The organism is Ignavibacteriales bacterium (assembly GCA_026390795.1).
Classification (GTDB): Bacteria; Bacteroidota; Ignavibacteria; order Ignavibacteriales; family Melioribacteraceae; genus Fen-1258.
The window spans coordinates 2356814-2375760 of the sequence record JAPLFG010000003.1; the positions used below are offsets into that span (position 1 = coordinate 2356814).

The 18947-nt window shown below is 36.8% G+C and carries 15 protein-coding genes; 13 read left to right on the plus strand and 2 right to left on the minus strand.

Translation table 11 applies throughout. From position 1 onward, the window contains the following. Nucleotides 1–3: 3 nt before the first annotated feature. The 5 genes from NTX65_13740 to NTX65_13760 all read left to right on the plus strand — a co-directional run bounded on the left by NTX65_13740 (nucleotide 4) and on the right by NTX65_13760 (nucleotide 6669). Nucleotides 4–1473: a pyridoxal-phosphate dependent enzyme gene (locus NTX65_13740; GenBank protein MCX6170403.1), complete on the plus strand. Its 1470-nt coding sequence runs from the start codon at nucleotides 4–6 to the stop codon at nucleotides 1471–1473. 1 nt (nucleotide 1474) lies between these two features. Further along, nucleotides 1475–2839 carry an amidohydrolase family protein gene (locus tag NTX65_13745; GenBank protein MCX6170404.1) on the plus strand — a complete coding sequence of 455 codons (1365 nt, stop codon included), beginning with the start codon at nucleotides 1475–1477 and terminating at the stop codon, nucleotides 2837–2839. Between the two features lie 35 nt (nucleotides 2840–2874). Then, the gene (locus NTX65_13750) at nucleotides 2875–5259 is read left to right on the plus strand and encodes a xanthine dehydrogenase family protein molybdopterin-binding subunit (protein ID MCX6170405.1); all 2385 of its coding nucleotides are present in this window, start codon (nucleotides 2875–2877) and stop codon (nucleotides 5257–5259) included. After that, nucleotides 5256–6128, plus strand: coding sequence for an FAD binding domain-containing protein (locus NTX65_13755; GenBank protein MCX6170406.1), 873 nt, complete (start codon nucleotides 5256–5258; stop codon nucleotides 6126–6128). The genes NTX65_13750 and NTX65_13755 overlap by 4 nt, the downstream gene beginning before the upstream one ends. A 70-nt stretch (nucleotides 6129–6198) precedes the next feature. After that, nucleotides 6199–6669 (plus strand): (2Fe-2S)-binding protein, encoded by a 471-nt coding sequence (locus NTX65_13760; GenBank protein ID MCX6170407.1) that lies wholly within the window; start codon nucleotides 6199–6201, stop codon nucleotides 6667–6669. A 14-nt stretch (nucleotides 6670–6683) separates the two neighbouring features. On the opposite strand, the gene ygfK is transcribed toward NTX65_13760, so the two are convergent. After that, nucleotides 6684–9812, minus strand: a complete 3129-nt coding sequence (gene ygfK, locus NTX65_13765) for a putative selenate reductase subunit YgfK (GenBank protein ID MCX6170408.1) — start codon at nucleotides 9810–9812, stop codon at nucleotides 6684–6686. 208 nt (nucleotides 9813–10020) lie between these two features. Between ygfK and NTX65_13770 the strand changes: the two genes are divergently transcribed. From NTX65_13770 to NTX65_13790, 5 genes are all read left to right on the plus strand, one after another. Beyond that, entirely contained in the window at nucleotides 10021–11235 is a 1215-nt protein-coding gene (locus NTX65_13770) for a YgeY family selenium metabolism-linked hydrolase (protein ID MCX6170409.1), read from the plus strand. 59 nt (nucleotides 11236–11294) lie between these two features. Further along, entirely contained in the window at nucleotides 11295–11798 is a 504-nt protein-coding gene (locus tag NTX65_13775) for an ORF6N domain-containing protein (protein ID MCX6170410.1), read from the plus strand. 171 nt (nucleotides 11799–11969) lie between these two features. Further along, the gene (locus NTX65_13780; protein ID MCX6170411.1) at nucleotides 11970–12980 is read left to right on the plus strand and encodes a hypothetical protein; all 1011 of its coding nucleotides are present in this window, start codon (nucleotides 11970–11972) and stop codon (nucleotides 12978–12980) included. A 96-nt stretch (nucleotides 12981–13076) separates the two neighbouring features. Then, nucleotides 13077–14348, plus strand: coding sequence for a pyridoxal-phosphate dependent enzyme (locus tag NTX65_13785; protein MCX6170412.1), 1272 nt, complete (start codon nucleotides 13077–13079; stop codon nucleotides 14346–14348). Between the two features lie 71 nt (nucleotides 14349–14419). Next, nucleotides 14420–15025 carry an NTP transferase domain-containing protein gene (locus NTX65_13790; protein ID MCX6170413.1) on the plus strand — a complete coding sequence of 202 codons (606 nt, stop codon included), beginning with the start codon at nucleotides 14420–14422 and terminating at the stop codon, nucleotides 15023–15025. 2 nt (nucleotides 15026–15027) lie between these two features. Here the strand turns inward: NTX65_13790 and rlmN are convergent, their stop codons facing one another. Beyond that, nucleotides 15028–16092 (minus strand): 23S rRNA (adenine(2503)-C(2))-methyltransferase RlmN, encoded by a 1065-nt coding sequence (rlmN, locus tag NTX65_13795; protein ID MCX6170414.1) that lies wholly within the window; start codon nucleotides 16090–16092, stop codon nucleotides 15028–15030. 200 nt (nucleotides 16093–16292) lie between these two features. On the opposite strand from rlmN, the gene NTX65_13800 reads away from it, so the two are divergent. The 3 genes from NTX65_13800 to NTX65_13810 all read left to right on the plus strand — a co-directional run bounded on the left by NTX65_13800 (nucleotide 16293) and on the right by NTX65_13810 (nucleotide 18946). Continuing rightward, complete coding sequence (locus NTX65_13800) at nucleotides 16293–17435, plus strand: acyl-CoA dehydrogenase (protein ID MCX6170415.1); 1143 nt, start codon at nucleotides 16293–16295, stop codon at nucleotides 17433–17435. Between the two features lie 184 nt (nucleotides 17436–17619). Next, nucleotides 17620–18039: a membrane protein insertion efficiency factor YidD gene (yidD, locus tag NTX65_13805; GenBank protein MCX6170416.1), complete on the plus strand. Its 420-nt coding sequence runs from the start codon at nucleotides 17620–17622 to the stop codon at nucleotides 18037–18039. Nucleotides 18040–18118: 79 nt separating this feature from the next. Next, on the plus strand, nucleotides 18119–18946 hold the full coding sequence (locus tag NTX65_13810; protein ID MCX6170417.1) for a hypothetical protein: 828 nt from the start codon (nucleotides 18119–18121) through the stop codon (nucleotides 18944–18946). Nucleotide 18947 lies beyond the last annotated feature (1 nt).

The window sequence follows — 18947 nt, forward strand, 5'->3', positions numbered from 1 at the left end:
TAAATGCACAATTGGTCGTGGCAAATTGAGAATGAAGAATATTTAAAAAAGACAATTAAGAGATGCAAAGAGCAAAATATTTATCTGCCGAAATTCAGTCAATTAAAAAATCCAGAAACCATTCCTCAAAACATTCAGAAAAAATTAGAAAAGGTTGGATTAGAAGAAATAAATCCTCTAAACCTGTTCCGGATTAATTGGCAAAACGATCCAGAGAGCGGAAAGATCGGCGGCATAAATTTTTTAGAAATTCCCAGAGAGATTACAGGAATTAAAGCTCGCGTAGTTGGATTAGTAGGAAAATTTTTTCCGACCGGTGCTCATAAAGTCGGTGCAACATACGGTTGTCTTGCACCTTATCTTGTAACAGGAAGGTTTAACCCGGAGTATCACAAGGCGGTTTGGCCCTCAACGGGAAATTTTTGCAGAGGCGGAATTTTTAATTCCCGGTTATTATCAGTTCACGGAGTTGCGATTCTTCCGGAAGAAATGAGCAAAGAAAGATTTGACTGGCTCAAAAATATGGGCGCGGAAATATTTGCAACTTACGGATGCGAAAGTAACGTAAAAGAAATTTATGATAAATGTCATGAACTTGTAGCTAAGAGCGATGAATATCTGATCTTCAATCAATTTGAACAATTTGGTAATCCTGTCTGGCATTATGAAGTAACCGGCGGGACACTCGAAAAACTTTTTAACCAGTTAAAAAATTCCAACAGCAAGTTGAGCGGATATGTAAGTGCAACAGGTTCAGCCGGTACAATTGGTGCTGGAGATTATCTTCGTGAAAAATTTCCGCTTATGAAAGTTGTTGCAACCGAAGCCCTTCAATGTCCAACTCTTTTAATGAATGGTTACGGCGCTCATCGAATTGAAGGTATTGGCGATAAGCACATTCCTTGGATTCATAATGTTAAAAATACCGATGCAGTCTGCGCTATTGACGATGAAGATCCGTTGAGAATTTTAAGATTGTTTAACGAACCCACCGGACAAGAATGGATGCGTAAAAATGGGATAACTGAAGAAGTGATTTCTAAACTGCCGTGGCTTGGAATTTCTTCTATCAGCAATATGCTTAGCTCCATTAAACTTGCTAAATATTACGAGATGAATGAAAATGATATGATCTTTACAATCTTTACGGATTCAAAAGAAATGTACAACTCGCGCTTAGACGAGATGAATCAAGATTGGGGAAAATATTCCGTTCATCAATCGGAAGTTGATTGGACCGCGGTCGTTAAGAAACAATCTACGGATTACTTCCAAGAACTAAGTTATTACGACAAAAAACGTATTCATAACCTTAAATATTTTACGTGGGTTGAACAGCAAGGCAAATCGGTTGAAGAACTAAACTCGCAATGGTACGATGAAAGTTATTGGGCAGAGAGATTTGCAATTGCGCCAAAGTGGGATGAGCTAATTGAGAATTTTAATAAACAAGTTGGACTGAAAGTAGAATAAAATGAAAAAAGCTACAATCACAATTGAGAACGCATGGATTTGCCCGGTTATCGGAGAAGAAATATTACCTCTTTTTGGAGATATTACTATTGCGAATGGAATGATCTCTAAAATTCGCCCTAAAAATTTTCAGACATATTTAAAAAATCCGGAGAAAGTTGGCAAGGATTCTTTCAATGCAAGCGGAAAAGTTTTAACGCTACCGTTAGTAAATTTTCACGATCACATTTATTCCCGACTTGCAAAAGGACTTCCGCTTCAAGGAGAGTTCAACAATTTTCAGAATGTTTTGCATAACTTATGGTGGAAATTAGACCGTCTGCTTGATAATGAAATGATAGTCGCAAGTGCGCAGATGGCTGCCATAGAATCAATTCGGAACGGTGTTACATATATTTTTGATCATCACTCTTCGCAAAATCAGATTAAAGGAAGTCTGGGATTAATTAAGAATGCATTGCATACTTTTGATTTGCGCGGTGTTCTTTGTTTTGAAAGTACCGATCGGAACGGGACTGAACAAGCAATAGCCGGATTGAATGAGAATAAAGATTTTTTCACATCTCAACTTAACGGTGATTTTCATGGAATGCTCGGTCTTCATGCTTCATTTACACTTTCTGATGACCTCCTTTCCGAAGCACACAAAATTCAAAACCAGTTTGATCTTGGAATTCATATTCATGTGGCAGAAGATGAAAGCGACAATAAACTTAGTGTGGAGTACGCCGGTTCTTTGCCTGTAAGTCGTTTGAAAAAATATAAATTGATGAATGATAAAAGCATCCTAGTTCATGGCGTTCATCTAAAAGGAAAAGATTTTATAAAGGTCAGTACGGGAGAAAGTGCTCTCGCATTTTGCCCGGATTCCAATCTTAATAATTCGGTTGGATTGCCGCAGTTTGGAGAGATTCCAAAAAATATTCCGTTTCTTGTCGGTACCGACGGAATGCATTCCAATATCGCTAAGTCGATTAAACAATTGTTTCTTCTTTCGCGCGGACAAGGAAACAGTTTTGATGAAGCAACAGCGGTTATTAAGAAGACATATTTTGATCAGCTGGCTTTCGCTAAAAAATATTTTTCTGATTTTCCATCTTTGAATGAAGGTGATAGAGCTGATATGATCATTTGGGATTACGTTCCGCCGACTCCAATGAGTAAAGAAAATTTCTGGGGACATTTTATTTATGGTATTTTGGAGTACCCGGTAAACAGCGTTTTGCAGAAAGGTGAATTTTTGATGAAAGATTTCCATTTTATGGATGCGAATGAAAATAAAATTAAAAACGAAATTTACATTCAAGGCGAGAGATTGGTAAATAAACTCAAACAGAACACTGTTATTAATGGTCGAAAGAAATAGTAATACTTGTTTTCCATTAAAGTTAAGAGAAAGGAATGAATAGAGAGTTCTCGATTGTTGGTTCAAGAGTAATTCGGGAGGACGGAGTTGACAAAGTAACCGGTCGGGCTAAGTTTGCCGATGATTACAAATTCGATGGAATGCTTTATTCCGTAATGTTGAGAATTCCAGAAGCCCACGCAAAAATAAATTCAATAGATTTTTCTGAAATAGAAAATAACCAATCTCTTTTTTCGATTATTACGTCTGCCGATATTCCGGGCACAAAAAAAGTTGGAATGATCAAAAATGATCAGCCAATATTCTGTGATGAAAAAGTTGTTACACCCGGCGATGTTCTTGCCATGCTTGTCGGTGAATCTGAAAATGAATTAAAATCCCTTCTAAAGAAAATAAAAGTAAATTATACTCCACTCCCAATTCTAAATGATCCGAAAAAATCTTTAGAGAAAGATGCAATTTTAATTCATCCGGACACCGGTACAAATTTGATTTGCCATCATCCTCTTAGAAAAGGAGATGTAGAAAAAGGATTTGCCGAGAGTGATGGAATTCTTGAACAAACCTACACAACACAGTTAATCGAACATTCATATATTGAACCGGAAGCTGTAGTGGCAGTTCCGCTCGGTCCCGCTCAAGGTGTTAAAGTAATAGGAAGTATTCAAAATCCATTTACCACACGCCGGTTTGTTGCAAATGTTTTGGATCTACCTCTGAGCAAAGTAAGAATTGTTCAGGCAAATCTCGGTGGATCGTTCGGCGGGAAGGATGATACAATGTGTATCCTTTCTGCACGTGCTGCTGCTGCGGCAATGAAAACTAACCGGCCGGTAAAAATTCGTTATACTCGTGAAGAATCCATATTAGAATCATACAAACGCCATCCATACATTTTAAATTATAAAATTGGTTACGCTAAAAACGGCAAGATAAAAGCAATGAAGATAGATATTCTTGCCGATGGAGGCGCGTATGTATCAATGAGTCCATTCGTAACATGGCGCACGGTTGTTCAAGCTACAGGTCCTTACGAAATTGAAAATGTTCATACGGATGTTCGTGCTGTTTATACCAACAATCCTTATACCGGTGCAATGCGTGGTTTCGGTTCACCTCAGCCAATTTTTGCACAAGAATCCATGATGGATGAAATTGCAGCAAGATTGCGGATGACTCCGGATGAAATCAGAAGAGTAAATGGTTTAAAAGCGGGCTCGATAACTGCGACCGGGCAAACATTAAAAGACCACGAAGTAAATCTCGTTCGTGTTTTAGATGTTGCTTGCGGTAATACGGATTTTATTACAAAGTGGGAAAAGAATAAAAAAGAAAAACCGCAAACTGTTGAGTACAATTTTGCATCGCCAATTTTAAACGAGTCACAATTCATAAAACCGAATAATTCTACTAAAAAAGGAATTGGTTTAGCCATAAGTTTCCGTGGATGTTCTTTGGGTGCTGAAGGTGTTGATGCTGCTTCTGCATATCTCTCGATTCAAAATGACGGCAGTGTTTATCTTGATTGCGGATTAGCAGAAAACGGACAGGGTCTTCGAACAACCTATTCAATAATTGCATCGGAAGTTTTGGGAATCACAACCGATAAAATTATTTATCTAGAATTGGATACCGGTATAACACCGGATAGCGGTCCAACAGTAGCATCGCGTGCAACAATTATGGGAGGCGGCGCTGTTAAAAATGCGGCTCAAATTTTATTTGAACGGTTAGAAAAATTTGTCAAAGATGAATTCAAATTAGGAGAAGATGATTTTGTTTCTCTCCGGGAGAATCTAGTTTTTTCCAGAAAAAAAGGAGTGATCTCGAAATTTCCTGAAGTCTGTAAATTAGCATATACACGGGGTATAAGTTTAGCTTCAATCGGATGGTATAGAAGTCCTAACGTTCATTGGGATGAAGAGTCCGGACAGGGCGATGCATACTTCACTTATGTTTATGGCTGCCAAGTTGCCGAAGTCACAGTTAACATTTCAACCGGAGAAGTTTACATAGATAAAATTACTGCCGTTCATGATCCGGGAAAAGTTATTAACCGTCTTGGAGCAGAAGGACAAGTCTATGGTGGAGTAACTCAAGGTGCTGGCTACGGAATTTTTGAAGAGGTTACTACAGATAAAGGTTTTATTCGTGAATTGAATTTTGATACTTACACAATTCCGACGAGTAAAGATATTGACGAGATCAAACCGATATTCGTCGAAGGAAAAGATTCTTACGGACCGTGGGGTGCAAAATCTCTGGGTGAACCAACATTGGAATTAACAGCTGCGGCAATTTCAAATGCGGTCTACAACGCTATTGGTAAAAGATTTTTTAATCTGCCTCTAAATCTGGAAGAAGTTTTACTCGGTAAAAAACTTCGGCCCGCCGACACAAAAAGAGGGAGCTTAGTATGATGCATGCGCTGGAAATTATTTCTCCCAAAAATTTGAATGAAGCGCTCAACCTTCTTTCCGGAAATGGAAAAAATGTTCATATAATCGCCGGCGGAACAGATGTTGTCCCGGGTCTGAATCAAGAATCAGCTCGTTTCAAAGATATTAAACTGTTAATAGATATAAACAGAATACCTGAAATGAAAGGCATTCATGTTAATAAAGAAAGAATTTCTATCGGTGCCGCGGAAATTTTTTCCGATATTCTTCAGAATGAAGTTATTGAGAAAGAATTCCCTTTACTTTGGAAAGCAATAAGTACAATTGGAAGTGTGCAGATTCGCAACCGCGCAACTATTGCCGGAAATTTTGTGAATAACGCACCATGTGCAGATACTGTTCCGGTTCTTCTTGTTTACAACGCTTCAGTTGAAATCGAATCTCTAAGTTCAAAGAGAGAAATTGGATTGCACGATTTGTTGAGCGCACCGTACAAAACGAAACTTAATGCTGACGAAGTTGTGACTCGAATTAATATTCCGGTGCCGTCTAGAAAACTTAAGGGTGATTTTTACAAACTTGGAAGAAGACGGGCAGTTGCTATTAGTAGAATTACTTTAGCTTTACTTATGAATACAAACGATAAAATTATTGAAGAAATTAGAATCGCTGCAGGTGCAGTTACTCCGGTAGGAATGCGCTTTTTTGATCTTGAGAAATTTGCATTAGGGAAAAAAGCTGACGATCAATTCATGAAAGAATTATCGGGAAAATTAGCTGAACAAATCATTCAAGTTACCGGATTACGCTGGTCAAGTGAATATAAATTGCCGGTAGTTCAACAAATGTTTTATCAATTATTAAAAGGAATAGAACGCAGATCTTCATGATCGCTTAAGATTGTTTATGATTCTTATAAATCATAATCATTATAAAAAACCGCGTTCTATAATAGAGTTAATGATAGAAATAAAATTTACATTGAACAAAAAACAGGTTTCGGCTAAAGTCGAATCGAACATTCGTTTAATAGATTTATTGCGGGATAAATTCAATCTCACCGGCACAAAAGAAGGATGCGGAGTTGGAGAATGCGGTGCGTGCACTGTCTTGATGAATGGCCGCGCAGTAAATTCTTGCTTAGTCCTTGCTGGTCAAGTAGAAGGAGTTGATATAGTTACAATTGAAGGGATTTCAACAGGTGATGTCATAAATCCACTCCAGAAAAATTTTCTTTCACATGGAGCAGTTCAATGCGGCTTCTGCACACCCGGAATGGTTTTATCAGCGTCTGCACTGTTAGATCAAAACCCAAATCCAACCGATGAAGAAATAAAAGATGCAATTGCGGGTAATCTATGCAGATGTACTGGATACAAACAAATTATAGAAGCCGTCAAAGAAACAGCTAAAGAATTACAAGAAAAATAATTATTCGTTCTATTTCACTGCAGAAGAAATGAATAGTCATTTCTAACAGAACTTATCAATTGGACCAAATTCTCGATTCCGTCATTGTTTGCAAACGAACTTTTAACATTTCCATCTTTATCAAAAAAGACTGTTCCATTTTCCTTCTGCCATCTTACATCAAACATTATCCTTTTGTCATTCTGGCGTAAGAAGAATCCGTCATTACTTCCATTTTTAAATTCCTCTTCACTCCAGTATAAGGTAAATTTTTCCTTATAAGGAGCGCTTTCGTACGGGCAGAAAGTTTCGCAATTGCCGCACTCATTGCACAGAGCATCAAGATGAAGAATTTGATTGACATTATTGAACAATAATGAATCCGTTTTAATCACAACATTCGCCCGGTTCGGACAAACTTCCGCGCATTTATTACAGATGAAATTGCATCCCAAACATCTTCCGGCTTCAATAGAAAGATCTGAATGATTCTGTTCGATTACTAAACCTTTTCTTTTGGCTATCTCAGAAGAAAGTACTTGGTCAACAGTTATATACTCTTTGGACGGTGAGAGGAGGTTATCAATTTTTTCCTTTTTGATGATCGCATCAGCAGCAGTCTTACCGTCTGCAATTGATTGCACAACTGTTGATGGTCCTCTTAATGCATCGCCTCCAATGAAAACATTTTCGATTATTGTTTCATTAAAGCGGGTAACCTTTACTTTATTTTTGTCAAGCGGAATATTATTGTTGGTTAAATATTCCGTGTAAACATTTTCTCCAATAGCGGAGACAACCGAATCAACTTGAATCTCTTCAAACTCACCTTCGATAGGCACAACATTTTTTCTTCCATCAGCGCCGATTTGATCACGAACCATCTTCTGACAAGTTAGAATACCATCTTTAAATTTCACAGGTAAAAGTAATTCTTTGAATTCAACTTCATCGTTCAACGCAGCGTAAAATTCTTCTTTGTCCGCTGGCATTTCCTCTCTTGTCCTCCGATAGATAAGATAAACTTTTCGAACTCCCTCATGCCGCTTTGCTGCGCGTGCGCTATCCATCGCGGAATTGCCGCCGCCAATTACTGCGACAGATTTACCTAGTTTATAATTCTGTTCGGAGTTGAAATCATGTAAAAATTCTATGGCATTATAAATATTAATTTCGTCGCCGTCTAAAAGTATTTTGTTGGAGTCTTCAGCCCCAATTGCGATGTAAATATATTTGAATCCTTCTTTCTTCAATTTTTCAATTGAGAAGTTCGGTTCCATTCCAAAGATAAATCTAATTCCATGCTTCTCGATAAATTCAATATCTTTTTCAATAGCTTCTTTGGGAAGTCTGAACTTTGGTAAAACGTTTTTAACAATTCCCCCAGCATTCATTTCTTTTTCAAATATTGTTACATCGAATCCGGCTTTGGCTGAGAAGTATGCAGCTGATAATCCCGATGGACCCGCACCAATTATTGCAACCTTAATATTATTCTGGTTGTCAAGAAATTCCGCTTTGAATTTACTTATGTAAGTTGAATAACCTTTTTCCGCTGCTTCCTTTTTGAGGTCTCTAATTAACACCGGCTCGTCATAATCCCAGCGGGTGCAATGATACATGCATTGATGATCGCAGATATAACCGGTTATATGAGGAAGAGGATTTTTCGTAACAATCAGTTCATATGCTTCTGCATATCTTTTCTGTTCAACTAATTTAATGTATGCTGCTACATCTTGATGGATTGGACATGCTTCTTGACACGGAGCGATGAAGCAATCGAAAACCGGTAAACTTTTAGAAATTTTTATCGAGCTTATTTCATGTTTATCCTTAGAATAATTTCTATCGGAGAGAGAAACTTCTGCTACCGTTTGTAAAATTGATAAATTAATTTTATTACCGCGCCCGATCTTCAGGTAATTTTTCTCTGCAGCTTCTGTTATTTGTGCTAAACGTAAATAACCTCCCGGCTTCAATAATTCCGTGGCAAATGTTATGGGTCTTATTCCAGTTTGTAAAATCTCTTGTATGTTAATGAAGTTTGCACCGCCCGAATAAGAAATATTTATTTCTCCGTTGAATTCATCTGCCAATTTATGCGCAAGATTTATTGTGAGCGGGAATAGCGATCTACCCGACATATACATATCATCACCGGGTAGTGTCCTTAGTGTATTTTTTACTCCAAGTGTATTTGAAAGTTTTATTCCGAATATTCTATTGTTCGCCGAAGCAAGCGAGCGTAATCTATTAAGCATCGGGATGGCGTCTTTATATTGCAGGTCATGATCGAATGAACTTTTATCCAGAGTAATATATTTGAACCCAAGTTTATGAAGTGTGTCGTTTACAAAATCATAACCTAAAAGTGTAGGATTCAGTTTTACGTAAGTATGTAATGCTTTTTCTTGAATTAGATATTTTGCTATGGATTCAATTTCTTGCGGCGGACATCCATGCATTGTAGAGAGCGTAACCGAATTAGAAATGTGCGGTGAAATTTTTTCAATCTTTTCAAGAACTAAATTTTGTTGGCTTCCGGTAAGACCAAATTCTTTTGTAAGCAACTCTATTGTATCGCCGCTGCAGAGCAAATCTTTTAATTCTAATTTATATTCAGCAAATAATTTGTTCTTTGAGGCATCTTTCAATTCATCAATGAACCGGTCCATTCTTTCCGTTTTGATTCCTTCCAGATCATAACCGACACTCATGTTAAAAACAAATCCTCTTTCGGATTGCGACATTCCAAGAATTTCTTTAAGTAAATGAATCAGAAACCACGCTTTAAGATATTCCGAATAGGATTCATCTAGAGAAAGTTCTTGCGACCATTCAACGTTATATCCTTCATCCGAAGCATCGATGCATGGCTTATCAATTTTTAAGTTATCTAATTTTTGAACGGTCTTGAGCTCAAAAAATCGTCCTCCGACTAAATAAGCAGAGATGATATTTTGCGCAAGCTGTGTATGTGGCCCAGCCGCCGGGCCAACAGGAGTTTCAAGTTCTTCGCCAAAAATTTTTTCATCAGTTTTAGTCTTTGGAAAGTAAAATTTGATTGCGGGAATTCCGAATATCATTTTATGAATGACGTATTCGGAAAGGACCCAATTGATCAATTTGCGAAACAAAATTGGCTGCATCTTATCAGACATAACAATTCTCTAAAGTTATCTTCTTGGATAGAAATATAAGACACTCCGGTATTAAGTGGTAAAGTAATTTTGTAATTTTGTATAAAAGGAGTCGGGTACTATGGCTATTTGAAGTCATAGAAAAGGCTAAAATAAAATTATTATTAAATTTTGGTCGCGGCATCTAAAAATCGGAATGTCACTAACAAATAAAATAAATGGAATTTATATGGAAAACGGAGTAAAAGAAAAATTATTTAGCGCAGTTGAATCTGAAAAAGAAAATCTTTTTTCATTGATTCAGAAATTGATCCAGATTAAAAGTTACAGCGGTGATGAAAAAGAAATTGTTGAGTTCATTGTTGCTAAGATGAAAGAATTTGGTTTCGATGAATCATACCACGACGGATTTGGAAACGCAATTGGAAGAATTGGAAATGGACCAATTAAAATAATGTTTGATGCGCATATTGATACAGTTAAGGTTACGGAAACGGAAAATTGGACTCACCAGCCTTTTGGCGGAGAGATTGAAAACGGAAAAATGTACGGGCGCGGTGTTGTTGATGAAAAACCTGCTATGGCCGGGTTTATGATTGCCGGAAAAATCTTGAAGCAAATTTATGGTAATGACTTCCCATTCACACTTTATGTTGTTGGCTCGGTGCTGGAAGAAGATGCTGATGGTTACCCGCTCTATCATATTATTGCAAACGAAGGAATTAAACCGGATTTTGTTTTGCTGGGAGAACCAACGGATCTGAAGGTCTATCGCGGACAGAGGGGAAGAATGGAATTGAAAATTACTGCGACCGGAAAATCCGCACACGGCGCTCATAATCAAAAGGGAATCAACGCAATTTATAAAATGATGCCGGTTGTTGCCGAGATTGAAAAACTTGATAAAAAATTAAAGCCGAAAAAACCGCTTGGTAAAGGATCAATAACTGTTAGCCAGATTGTATCGAGAGCCCCATCGGTTTGTTCGGTTTCAGATTACTGCCAGGTTCATCTTGATAGAAGAATGACAATCGGTGAAAACAAAAACTCGGTTATTAAAGAATTGAAAGCGATTCTACGAAAATATAAGAGCGATGCAAAAATTTCGATTCCTAATGTTGAGGGAATTAGCTGGAAGGGAACAAAGTTTTCAACTGAAGCTTATTTTCCAACTTGGGTTTATGATGAAAAACATCCACTCGTTGATGCGGCAATGAAAACTTCTAAGGCTGCTATGGGAAAGGCTAAGAGCGGAGTGTGGAGCTTCTCTACTAACGGCGTTGCTACCGCCGGGCATTTTGGAATTCCGACAATTGGATTTGCACCCGGCAAAGAAGAACTTGCCCATTCATCAAAAGAAGAACTTGTGCTGAATGATCTAGTGAAAGCAACTAAGTTTTATTCTCTTTTCCCCTTTGAGTTGGTTAGTAAAATAGAACATTGATTATTATAATATTATCTGATTTTTAAAGGAATTAATGCTTCTTAAAGTAGAATGATAAAATGAAAAGAAAATCTTATCTAGTTTCAGTTGCGAAAATATCCTCTAAAATTCTATGGGTTCGTGGTGAAAAAATTTTGCTAGACCGTGATCTCGCTCAACTATACGGAGTTGAGGTAAAAGTGCTGAATCAATCCGTAAGAAGAAATATTGAAAGATTTCCTTCTGACTTTATGCTCCAGCTTTCTAAAGAGGAGTTTCTAAACCTGAAGTCACAATTTGTGACTTCAAGTTGGGGCGGTGTTCGTAAGCTGCCGTTAGCTTTTACGGAACAAGGCGTTGCAATGCTTTCTTCAATTCTTAGTGGTAAAAGAGCCATACAAGTTAATATTGCAATTATGCGGGCATTTGTGGAATTGAGAAGAATGATTGACGCCAATAAAGAACTGCTTGCAAGGATTGAAAAGTTAGAGAAAAATTATAATGCCAAGTTTCAAATTATATTTGAAGCAATAAAACAACTAATGAAAGAAGAAGAAAAGCCGACTAATAAAATTGGTTTTTAAAATTAGTAAAAGACCGAAAGCAACAAAGTTTAATTATCTTTTCCCGTTTGAATTGATAAAAAATATTTAATCAAAGACTGGATGACAGAGAACATGAATATTTGCGGATATAACCGTGACAATCAGTGTGATCTGTGTAATCCGTGTTCTATTCACTAATTGGAGAAACAAATGGAAACTCGTTTTAAAGGCAGACATTTTATAACAGAAGACAATTGGACTAAAGAAGAACTTGATATAGTTTTTGAAACGGCATTCGATCTAAAGAAAAAATTCTACGCGGAAGAACCAACATTATGGCTTCCATACAAAACATTATTTATGATGTTCTTCGAACAATCAACCCGGACAAGAAATTCTATGGAAGCCGGAATGACCCAGCTTGGCGGGCATGCGCACGATCTTACGCCGGATAAGATGCAGATTACTCACGGTGAAGTTGCAAAAGACACTGCAATTATTCTAAGCCGTATGGGTCACGGAATTGCATGCCGTAATTGCTTCTACGGTGTTGGAAATAAATATTTAAATGAACTCGCTGCAAATTCACGTAAGCCGGTTATGTCTTTGCAGGATGACGTTTATCATCCGTTCCAGGGTCTTGCGGATTTGATGACGATCTTTGAACACATGGGAAGAAATACTGAAAGATTAAAAGTGACAGTATCATGGGCATATGCAACAACTCATTCAAAACCACTAAGCGTTCCACAAACACAAATTCTTCTTTTCCCCCGTTATGGAATTGATGTAACCGTTGCTCATCCGAAAGAATTTCCGTTGAGCAAAAATATTGTTGACAAAGCTCAAAAGAATGCAAAAGAAGGCGGAGGAAGTTTACGCTTCACAAATAATATGGATGAAGCTTTCGAAGGAGCTCAAATTGTTATTCCTAAAAATTGGGGCGGCTTCGGTTTCTATGATGAAGAGCATTATCTATCGAACGAAGATGATTGCAAGAAAGAAATGAAAGGAAATCTTGATAAATATAAGAGCTGGATATGTGATGATAAGAGAATTAAACTGGCAGATAAAAACGTAAAATTGATGCACGCACTTCCGGCTGACCGGGGAAATGAAGTGACTGATGAAATTTTGGATAATCCGAATATCTCAATCGTTTTTGATGAGGCGGAAAACCGTCTTCACACAGCAAAAGCAATTATGGGATTAACAATGTGACACAAAGTGTCATTCTGACGAACGCAGCGAGGAAGAATCTACTTCTTAAATATTTTTGAAATTCTTACCTAATATCAGAATGACATTGAGAATACTATGAAAAAATACTTTTATAAATGTTTTGATTGCGGAAAGAGCTACAATAAAGATGAGATTGAAAAAAATCTGGTTTATCTCTGTCCAGGTTGCGGTAAAGTTGAAAAGAATCAACCGTTGCGCGGTGTTCTTACAATTGAGTATGATTATGAATCGGTTAGGAAGAATTTCAGACGGGAAGAATTCTTAAAACTCCAAACCGGAAAATTTTGGCAATATGATTTTTTAAGTCCTCTTGAATTTGTAAATGGGAAAATGGCATCCGTAGATGATAATTTATTACAAAGAGTAACGCTTGACTCAAATAGTACTTTAAAACTTTCATATAACGGACATAATTTTCTTGCTCTCGATGATACGCGAAATCCAACTTTATCGTTTAAAGATAGAGCTTCGAGCTTAGTTGCTCTTAAAGCGTTGCAAATGGGGATAAAAGAAATTGCCACTGCATCAACAGGAAATGCCGGGTCTTCCCTTGCCGGAATCTGCGCACGTGTAGGATTGAGATCAATAATTTTTGTACCCAAAAATATTCCCGAAGCGAAGAGAATCCAGATACAATCTTACGGCGCGGATATTTTCTTAGTTGACGGTGATTATGATCTGGCATTTGATACATGCCTCGAAATTTCGACACAAAAAAAATGGTACAACAGAAACACGGCATATAATCCTCTAACGATCGAAGGAAAGAAATCCGCAGCTTTCGATCTTTTTATTTCAACTAATGGAAATATGCCCGACATTATTTTTGTACCAACGGGAGACGGAGTAATTCTGTCCGGTCTTTACAAAGGTTTGCGAGAACTTAAAGAACTTGGATGGATCGAAAAAATTCCCTCCTTAATTGCTGTTCAAGCTGATGGTAGTAATGCGGTTGTCAGATATTTAGCTGATCAAAAGTTTGAGTATAAACCCGCTAATAGTATTGCAGATTCAATATGTGCCGGCGCACCAAGATGTTTATATATGGCTTACGACGCAATAATGAAATCGAAGGGAAGTGCTGTTGAAGTTACCGACGAAGAGATTCTTGATGCTCAAAAATTTGTTGCTCAGAATTATGGTATAATGTTGGAGCCATCTTCTTCTTCAACGTTTGCGGCATATAAAAATTTTGTTGACTCAAATAAATTAAACGGAAAAAGAGCACTTTTACTTTTTACCGGTAATGGGCTGAAAGACACATCATCGCTTAAATACTGGAATGATACTCTTGAGCCATTGACACCGGAACAGATTTTTAAAAAAGTAATTCAGCAATCGGAATAAAAGATTCTAAATTATTTCATCAAAGTTGGTATTTAGAATTTTCGCTTTTTTTTGGAGTAAAATTGAATTAGATGAATAAACCCAGGATAAACGGATTGCTGATTGCTGCGGGGTTTTCCAGGCGGATGGGCGATTTTAAACCGTTGATGGAATATGATGACAATCCTTACATAGTTGTAATTACCAAAAAACTTTTGAGTGTTTGTGAAATAGTAGTTATTGTAACCGGTCACAAAAGCGTTGAAATAGAATCTACAATTAAATTAGCCTTCATCGAAAATATTTTGTTCCCGCGCGTAAAAATCGTAGTTAATCCAAATTTTGAAAGAGGAATGTTCACATCACTTCAAGCTGGTTTGAAAGAGCTGATTGATTCCGAATGGATTCTATATCATTTTGTAGATCAGCCGTTTCATAAAGAAAAATTTTATAAAGAATTTGTTGCGCAGATTGATGATGAATACGATTGGATTCAACCGGTATACGATAGTAAAGATGGTCATCCGGTGATGTTTAAAAAAACTATTTTTGAAAAAATTATTTCAAGTCCGGAAGATCATATATTAAGATTGATTAGAGATGACGACGTTACAAAAAAGAAAAAATGGGAATGTAATTACCCGCAAATTTTAAAAGACTTTGACACTCCGGAAGACGTGATAGATTCGACTAAATAATTCTATTTAATTCTGACGGCGAGTTGACCGCATGCAGCCGCAATATCGTCTCCTTGAGTCTCACGTATCATTACCGTGATATTATTGTCCCGGAGTTTATCTGCAAAAAGATGAATATCCGAAATTGAAGTCGGTTCAAGTTCGGAAGAAATTCCACCGGGATTCATATGTTTAATACTATTGAAAGGGATGATATTTATTTTAGAAGGAAGTGAACTGCAGAGATTTGTAATTGCTTTCACATCCTTATCGCGGTCGTTTATATCTTTCAGCATTGTATATTCAAACGTAATGCGTGTTTTTGTTTTTTTAGCATAGAATTTCAGTGCTTCAACATTTTCTTTAAGAGAATATTTTTTATTGATTGGCATAATTACTGAACGCACATCTTCAAAAGCCGAGTGGAGGGAAAATGCAAGCTTGACGCGCAAGTTTCTATCAGCTAGATCTCTGATTTTATTGGCTATGCCAGATGTAGAAACAGTAATTCGTTTGCGGCTTAATCCTTTTGTAAGTTCGTGAGTAAAAATTTCTACCGATTTTAAAGTAGCTTCATAATTTAAAAGAGGTTCACCCATTCCCATGTAAACAATGTTTGTTATCTTTTCTTTGCCATATTCTTTTGCTGTTAGAAGATATTGATCTACAATTTCACCCGTTGACAAATTCCTTTTGTATCCCATTAATCCCGTCGCACAGAATTTACAATCAAGCGGACAGCCGACTTGAGTTGAAATGCAGAGAGTATTTCTATCTTTTTCGGGAATAACAACAGATTCAATTTTCCTATCATCATAAGTTGAAAAAAGATATTTCTTAGTCCCGCTTGATGCTGATCCTTGTGTTGTCACCAATTTCAGAGTTTGTAGAATACAATTGTCCGCGAGTTTAATTCGTAGTTCTTTTGAGATGTTCTGCATCTCTGAAAAATTTGTACACAGATGGTTATACATCCAATTAAAAACTTGCTGAGCACGGAATCTTGATTCACCGATCGAAACGAAATATTCTTGAAGTTCCGTTAAAGTAAAGCCTTTTAGTCCTATTTTTTTTTCTTCTTTGTTCATCTACCGCAAATATAAGTATGAAGCGACAAAGTGACAAAGTAGCTTCGTTACAAATTAAAAAAGCAACAAATCGTCAAAAATAAAAAACATTTTCGGTTGGGTGCTTCATTTGTTGTTTCTATCAAGAAAAATTGAAATTTGGAACGGCATTCTTTAGTTTGCAACCGAATTAAAAAAATAAATCAAATTGTGGAGAAATAATGAATTTTGAATTCACAGAAGATCAAATAATGATTCAGCAAACCGCGCGTGAGTTTGCTGAATCAGAAATTGCACCATCCCAAATAGAACGCGATAAAGAAGCAAAGTATCCGGCAGAAATAGTTAAAAAACTTGGTGAGCTTGGATTTATGGGAATGATGGTTTCACCTCAGTATGACGGTGCCGGGATGGATACAATAAGTTATGTTTTGGCAATGATTGAGCTTTCTAAAGTTGATGCAAGTCTCGGTGTAATTATGTCTGTTAATAATTCATTAGTCTGTTATGGATTGGAAAAATGGGGAAGTGATTTTCTCAAAGAAAAATATTTAAAACCTCTTGCACGAGGAGAGAAACTTGGCGCTTTTGCTTTGTCGGAGCCGGAAGCGGGAAGCGATGCTACAAAACAAAATACTGCCGCCCATAAAGACGGAAATCACTGGGTAATAAACGGAATGAAGAATTGGATAACAAATGGAATTTCCGCTGATTATTATTTAGTGGTTACACAAACCGATAAAGAAAAAGCTCATCATGGAATTACAACTTTCCTTGTTGAAAAAGGAACGCCCGGTTTTGGGCATGGTGTTAAAGAAGATAAAATGGGAATCCGAAGCAGCGATACATGTTCATTAACTTTTGAAAATTGCCGGGTGCCCGAAGAAAATGTAATTTGGGAAGTTGGTAAAGGCTTTAATTTTGCAATGAATACTCTCAACGGCGGAAGAATTGGAATTGCTTCTCAAGCCGTTGGAATTGCTGAAGGTGCGCTTGATGCGGCAACTAAATATGCTAAAACCAGAAAAGCATTCGGTACGGAAATAGCACATCATCAGGCAATTCAATTTAAGCTTGCCGATATGGCCACAAAAGTCGAAGCAGCAAAATTATTAACTCTTCAAGCCGCTGCACTTAAAGATGCCGGTAAAAAATACGTTAAAGAATCTGCCATGGCTAAATTGTACGCTTCAAAGATTGCCGTTGAATGCGCTCTTGAAGCTATTCAAATACATGGCGGTTACGGTTTCGTAAGAGAATATTTGGTGGAGAGATATCTACGCGATTCGAAGATTACTGAAATATATGAAGGGACTTCGGAAATTCAGAGAATAGTAATTGCACGTGAATTGTTGAAAGATTAATTATAAGAAACATCTAAAAAATTTTAATAATTGTCTTTGCGAACGAAGTGAAGCAAACTAAAGATAACATTTTCAGTCGAAATTGAAATTGCTTCGTTATTTCATTCCTCGCAATGACCAACAAGAATAATATTTCAGAGGCCTAATTAAATATTAAATTGACCATGAAACAGAGTTGCATAAAATGAAATCATTTTTACTATTTTTTTTCTTGAGTGCGGCTCTGTTATCGGCTCAGTCAGATTGGGTGAAGTGGGAATCTCAACAAGTTTCTTATGAGCTTCCCGCCTATCAACATCACGATTATTCAATTGATAAATCAAATTTCGGCTTATCAATTCTTTCGGTTGCAAGAAATACTTATTACTTTTTTGTTTCTGATCTTGACGGCGATAATTGCGCATTCTCACCGTCATGTTCAGCATTCTATCTGCAAGCTATCAAGGAAACTAGTATTTTTAAAGGAACACTTATGTTTGCCGACCGGTTTACACGTGATATAAATTTTTTCAAAGGATCGAATCATTATCAATTGCTTCCAATTAAAAAATATTTGGACCCGGTTTATAATTACACGCTTCATTCAGCAAAAATAAAATTATAATCTCATCGTGATTCAATCAACCATTGAAAAAATACTTGCTTTTAGAACTTATTCGGACCTTCTCTGGATTATATTGTTAATGATTCCGCTAGTGAACAGTTATAGTCAACCAATAAGCGGCGGTAATTACTTCTCACCGGATAAACGATTGCAGTTCGGCAATTATTTATATAAAGATAAAGATTACCTACGTGCCGCAAATGAATTCAAAGAATTTCTTCAAATCAGCAGCAATGATACAATTCAGTTTAGGCTTTCAAATTGTCTTTATAAAATGGGAATGTTTGCAGAAGCTGCCGATAATTTTAAAGGATTATTTTTTAGTCTGGCAATTTCATCCGAAGCGCGTTTGATGTTTTATGAATCCAATTTTTTTCAAAATGATTTTAAAGCATTTCGTTATCTCGCTGATCAGAATGTCTATATATCGCAAAAGTATAAGAAAGAGATCAACCGATTGAAATTCACAACATATTTCTTTGATAATACCGAACTTCCGGACGAAAATGTATTGCTGGAATCATTCCCGGATTCTGTACAATCGCAGGTTGCAAAATTTTACATACAGAAAAAATTTCCATTGCATAAGAGTCCAACGACTGCCACAATACTATCCACATTACTTCCGGGTGCGGGAAAAATATATACCGGAGAGATTGGTGATGGAATTACCGCTTTAGTCACAACAGCATTATCGGCTTATCTTGCCTACACAAATTTTAAAGCCGAGCATCAATTTAGGGGATGGTTATTCACGGGTCTAACAGCATTTTTTTACGGAGGAAATATTTACGGTTCGGCGGCATCGGCTCAAATTTATAATGCACGGATTCGTTTCGACTTTGATAAAGAAGTAAGATTTTACTTCGAACAAAGAAATTATTTCTTACCGCAGATAGATCTTTAAA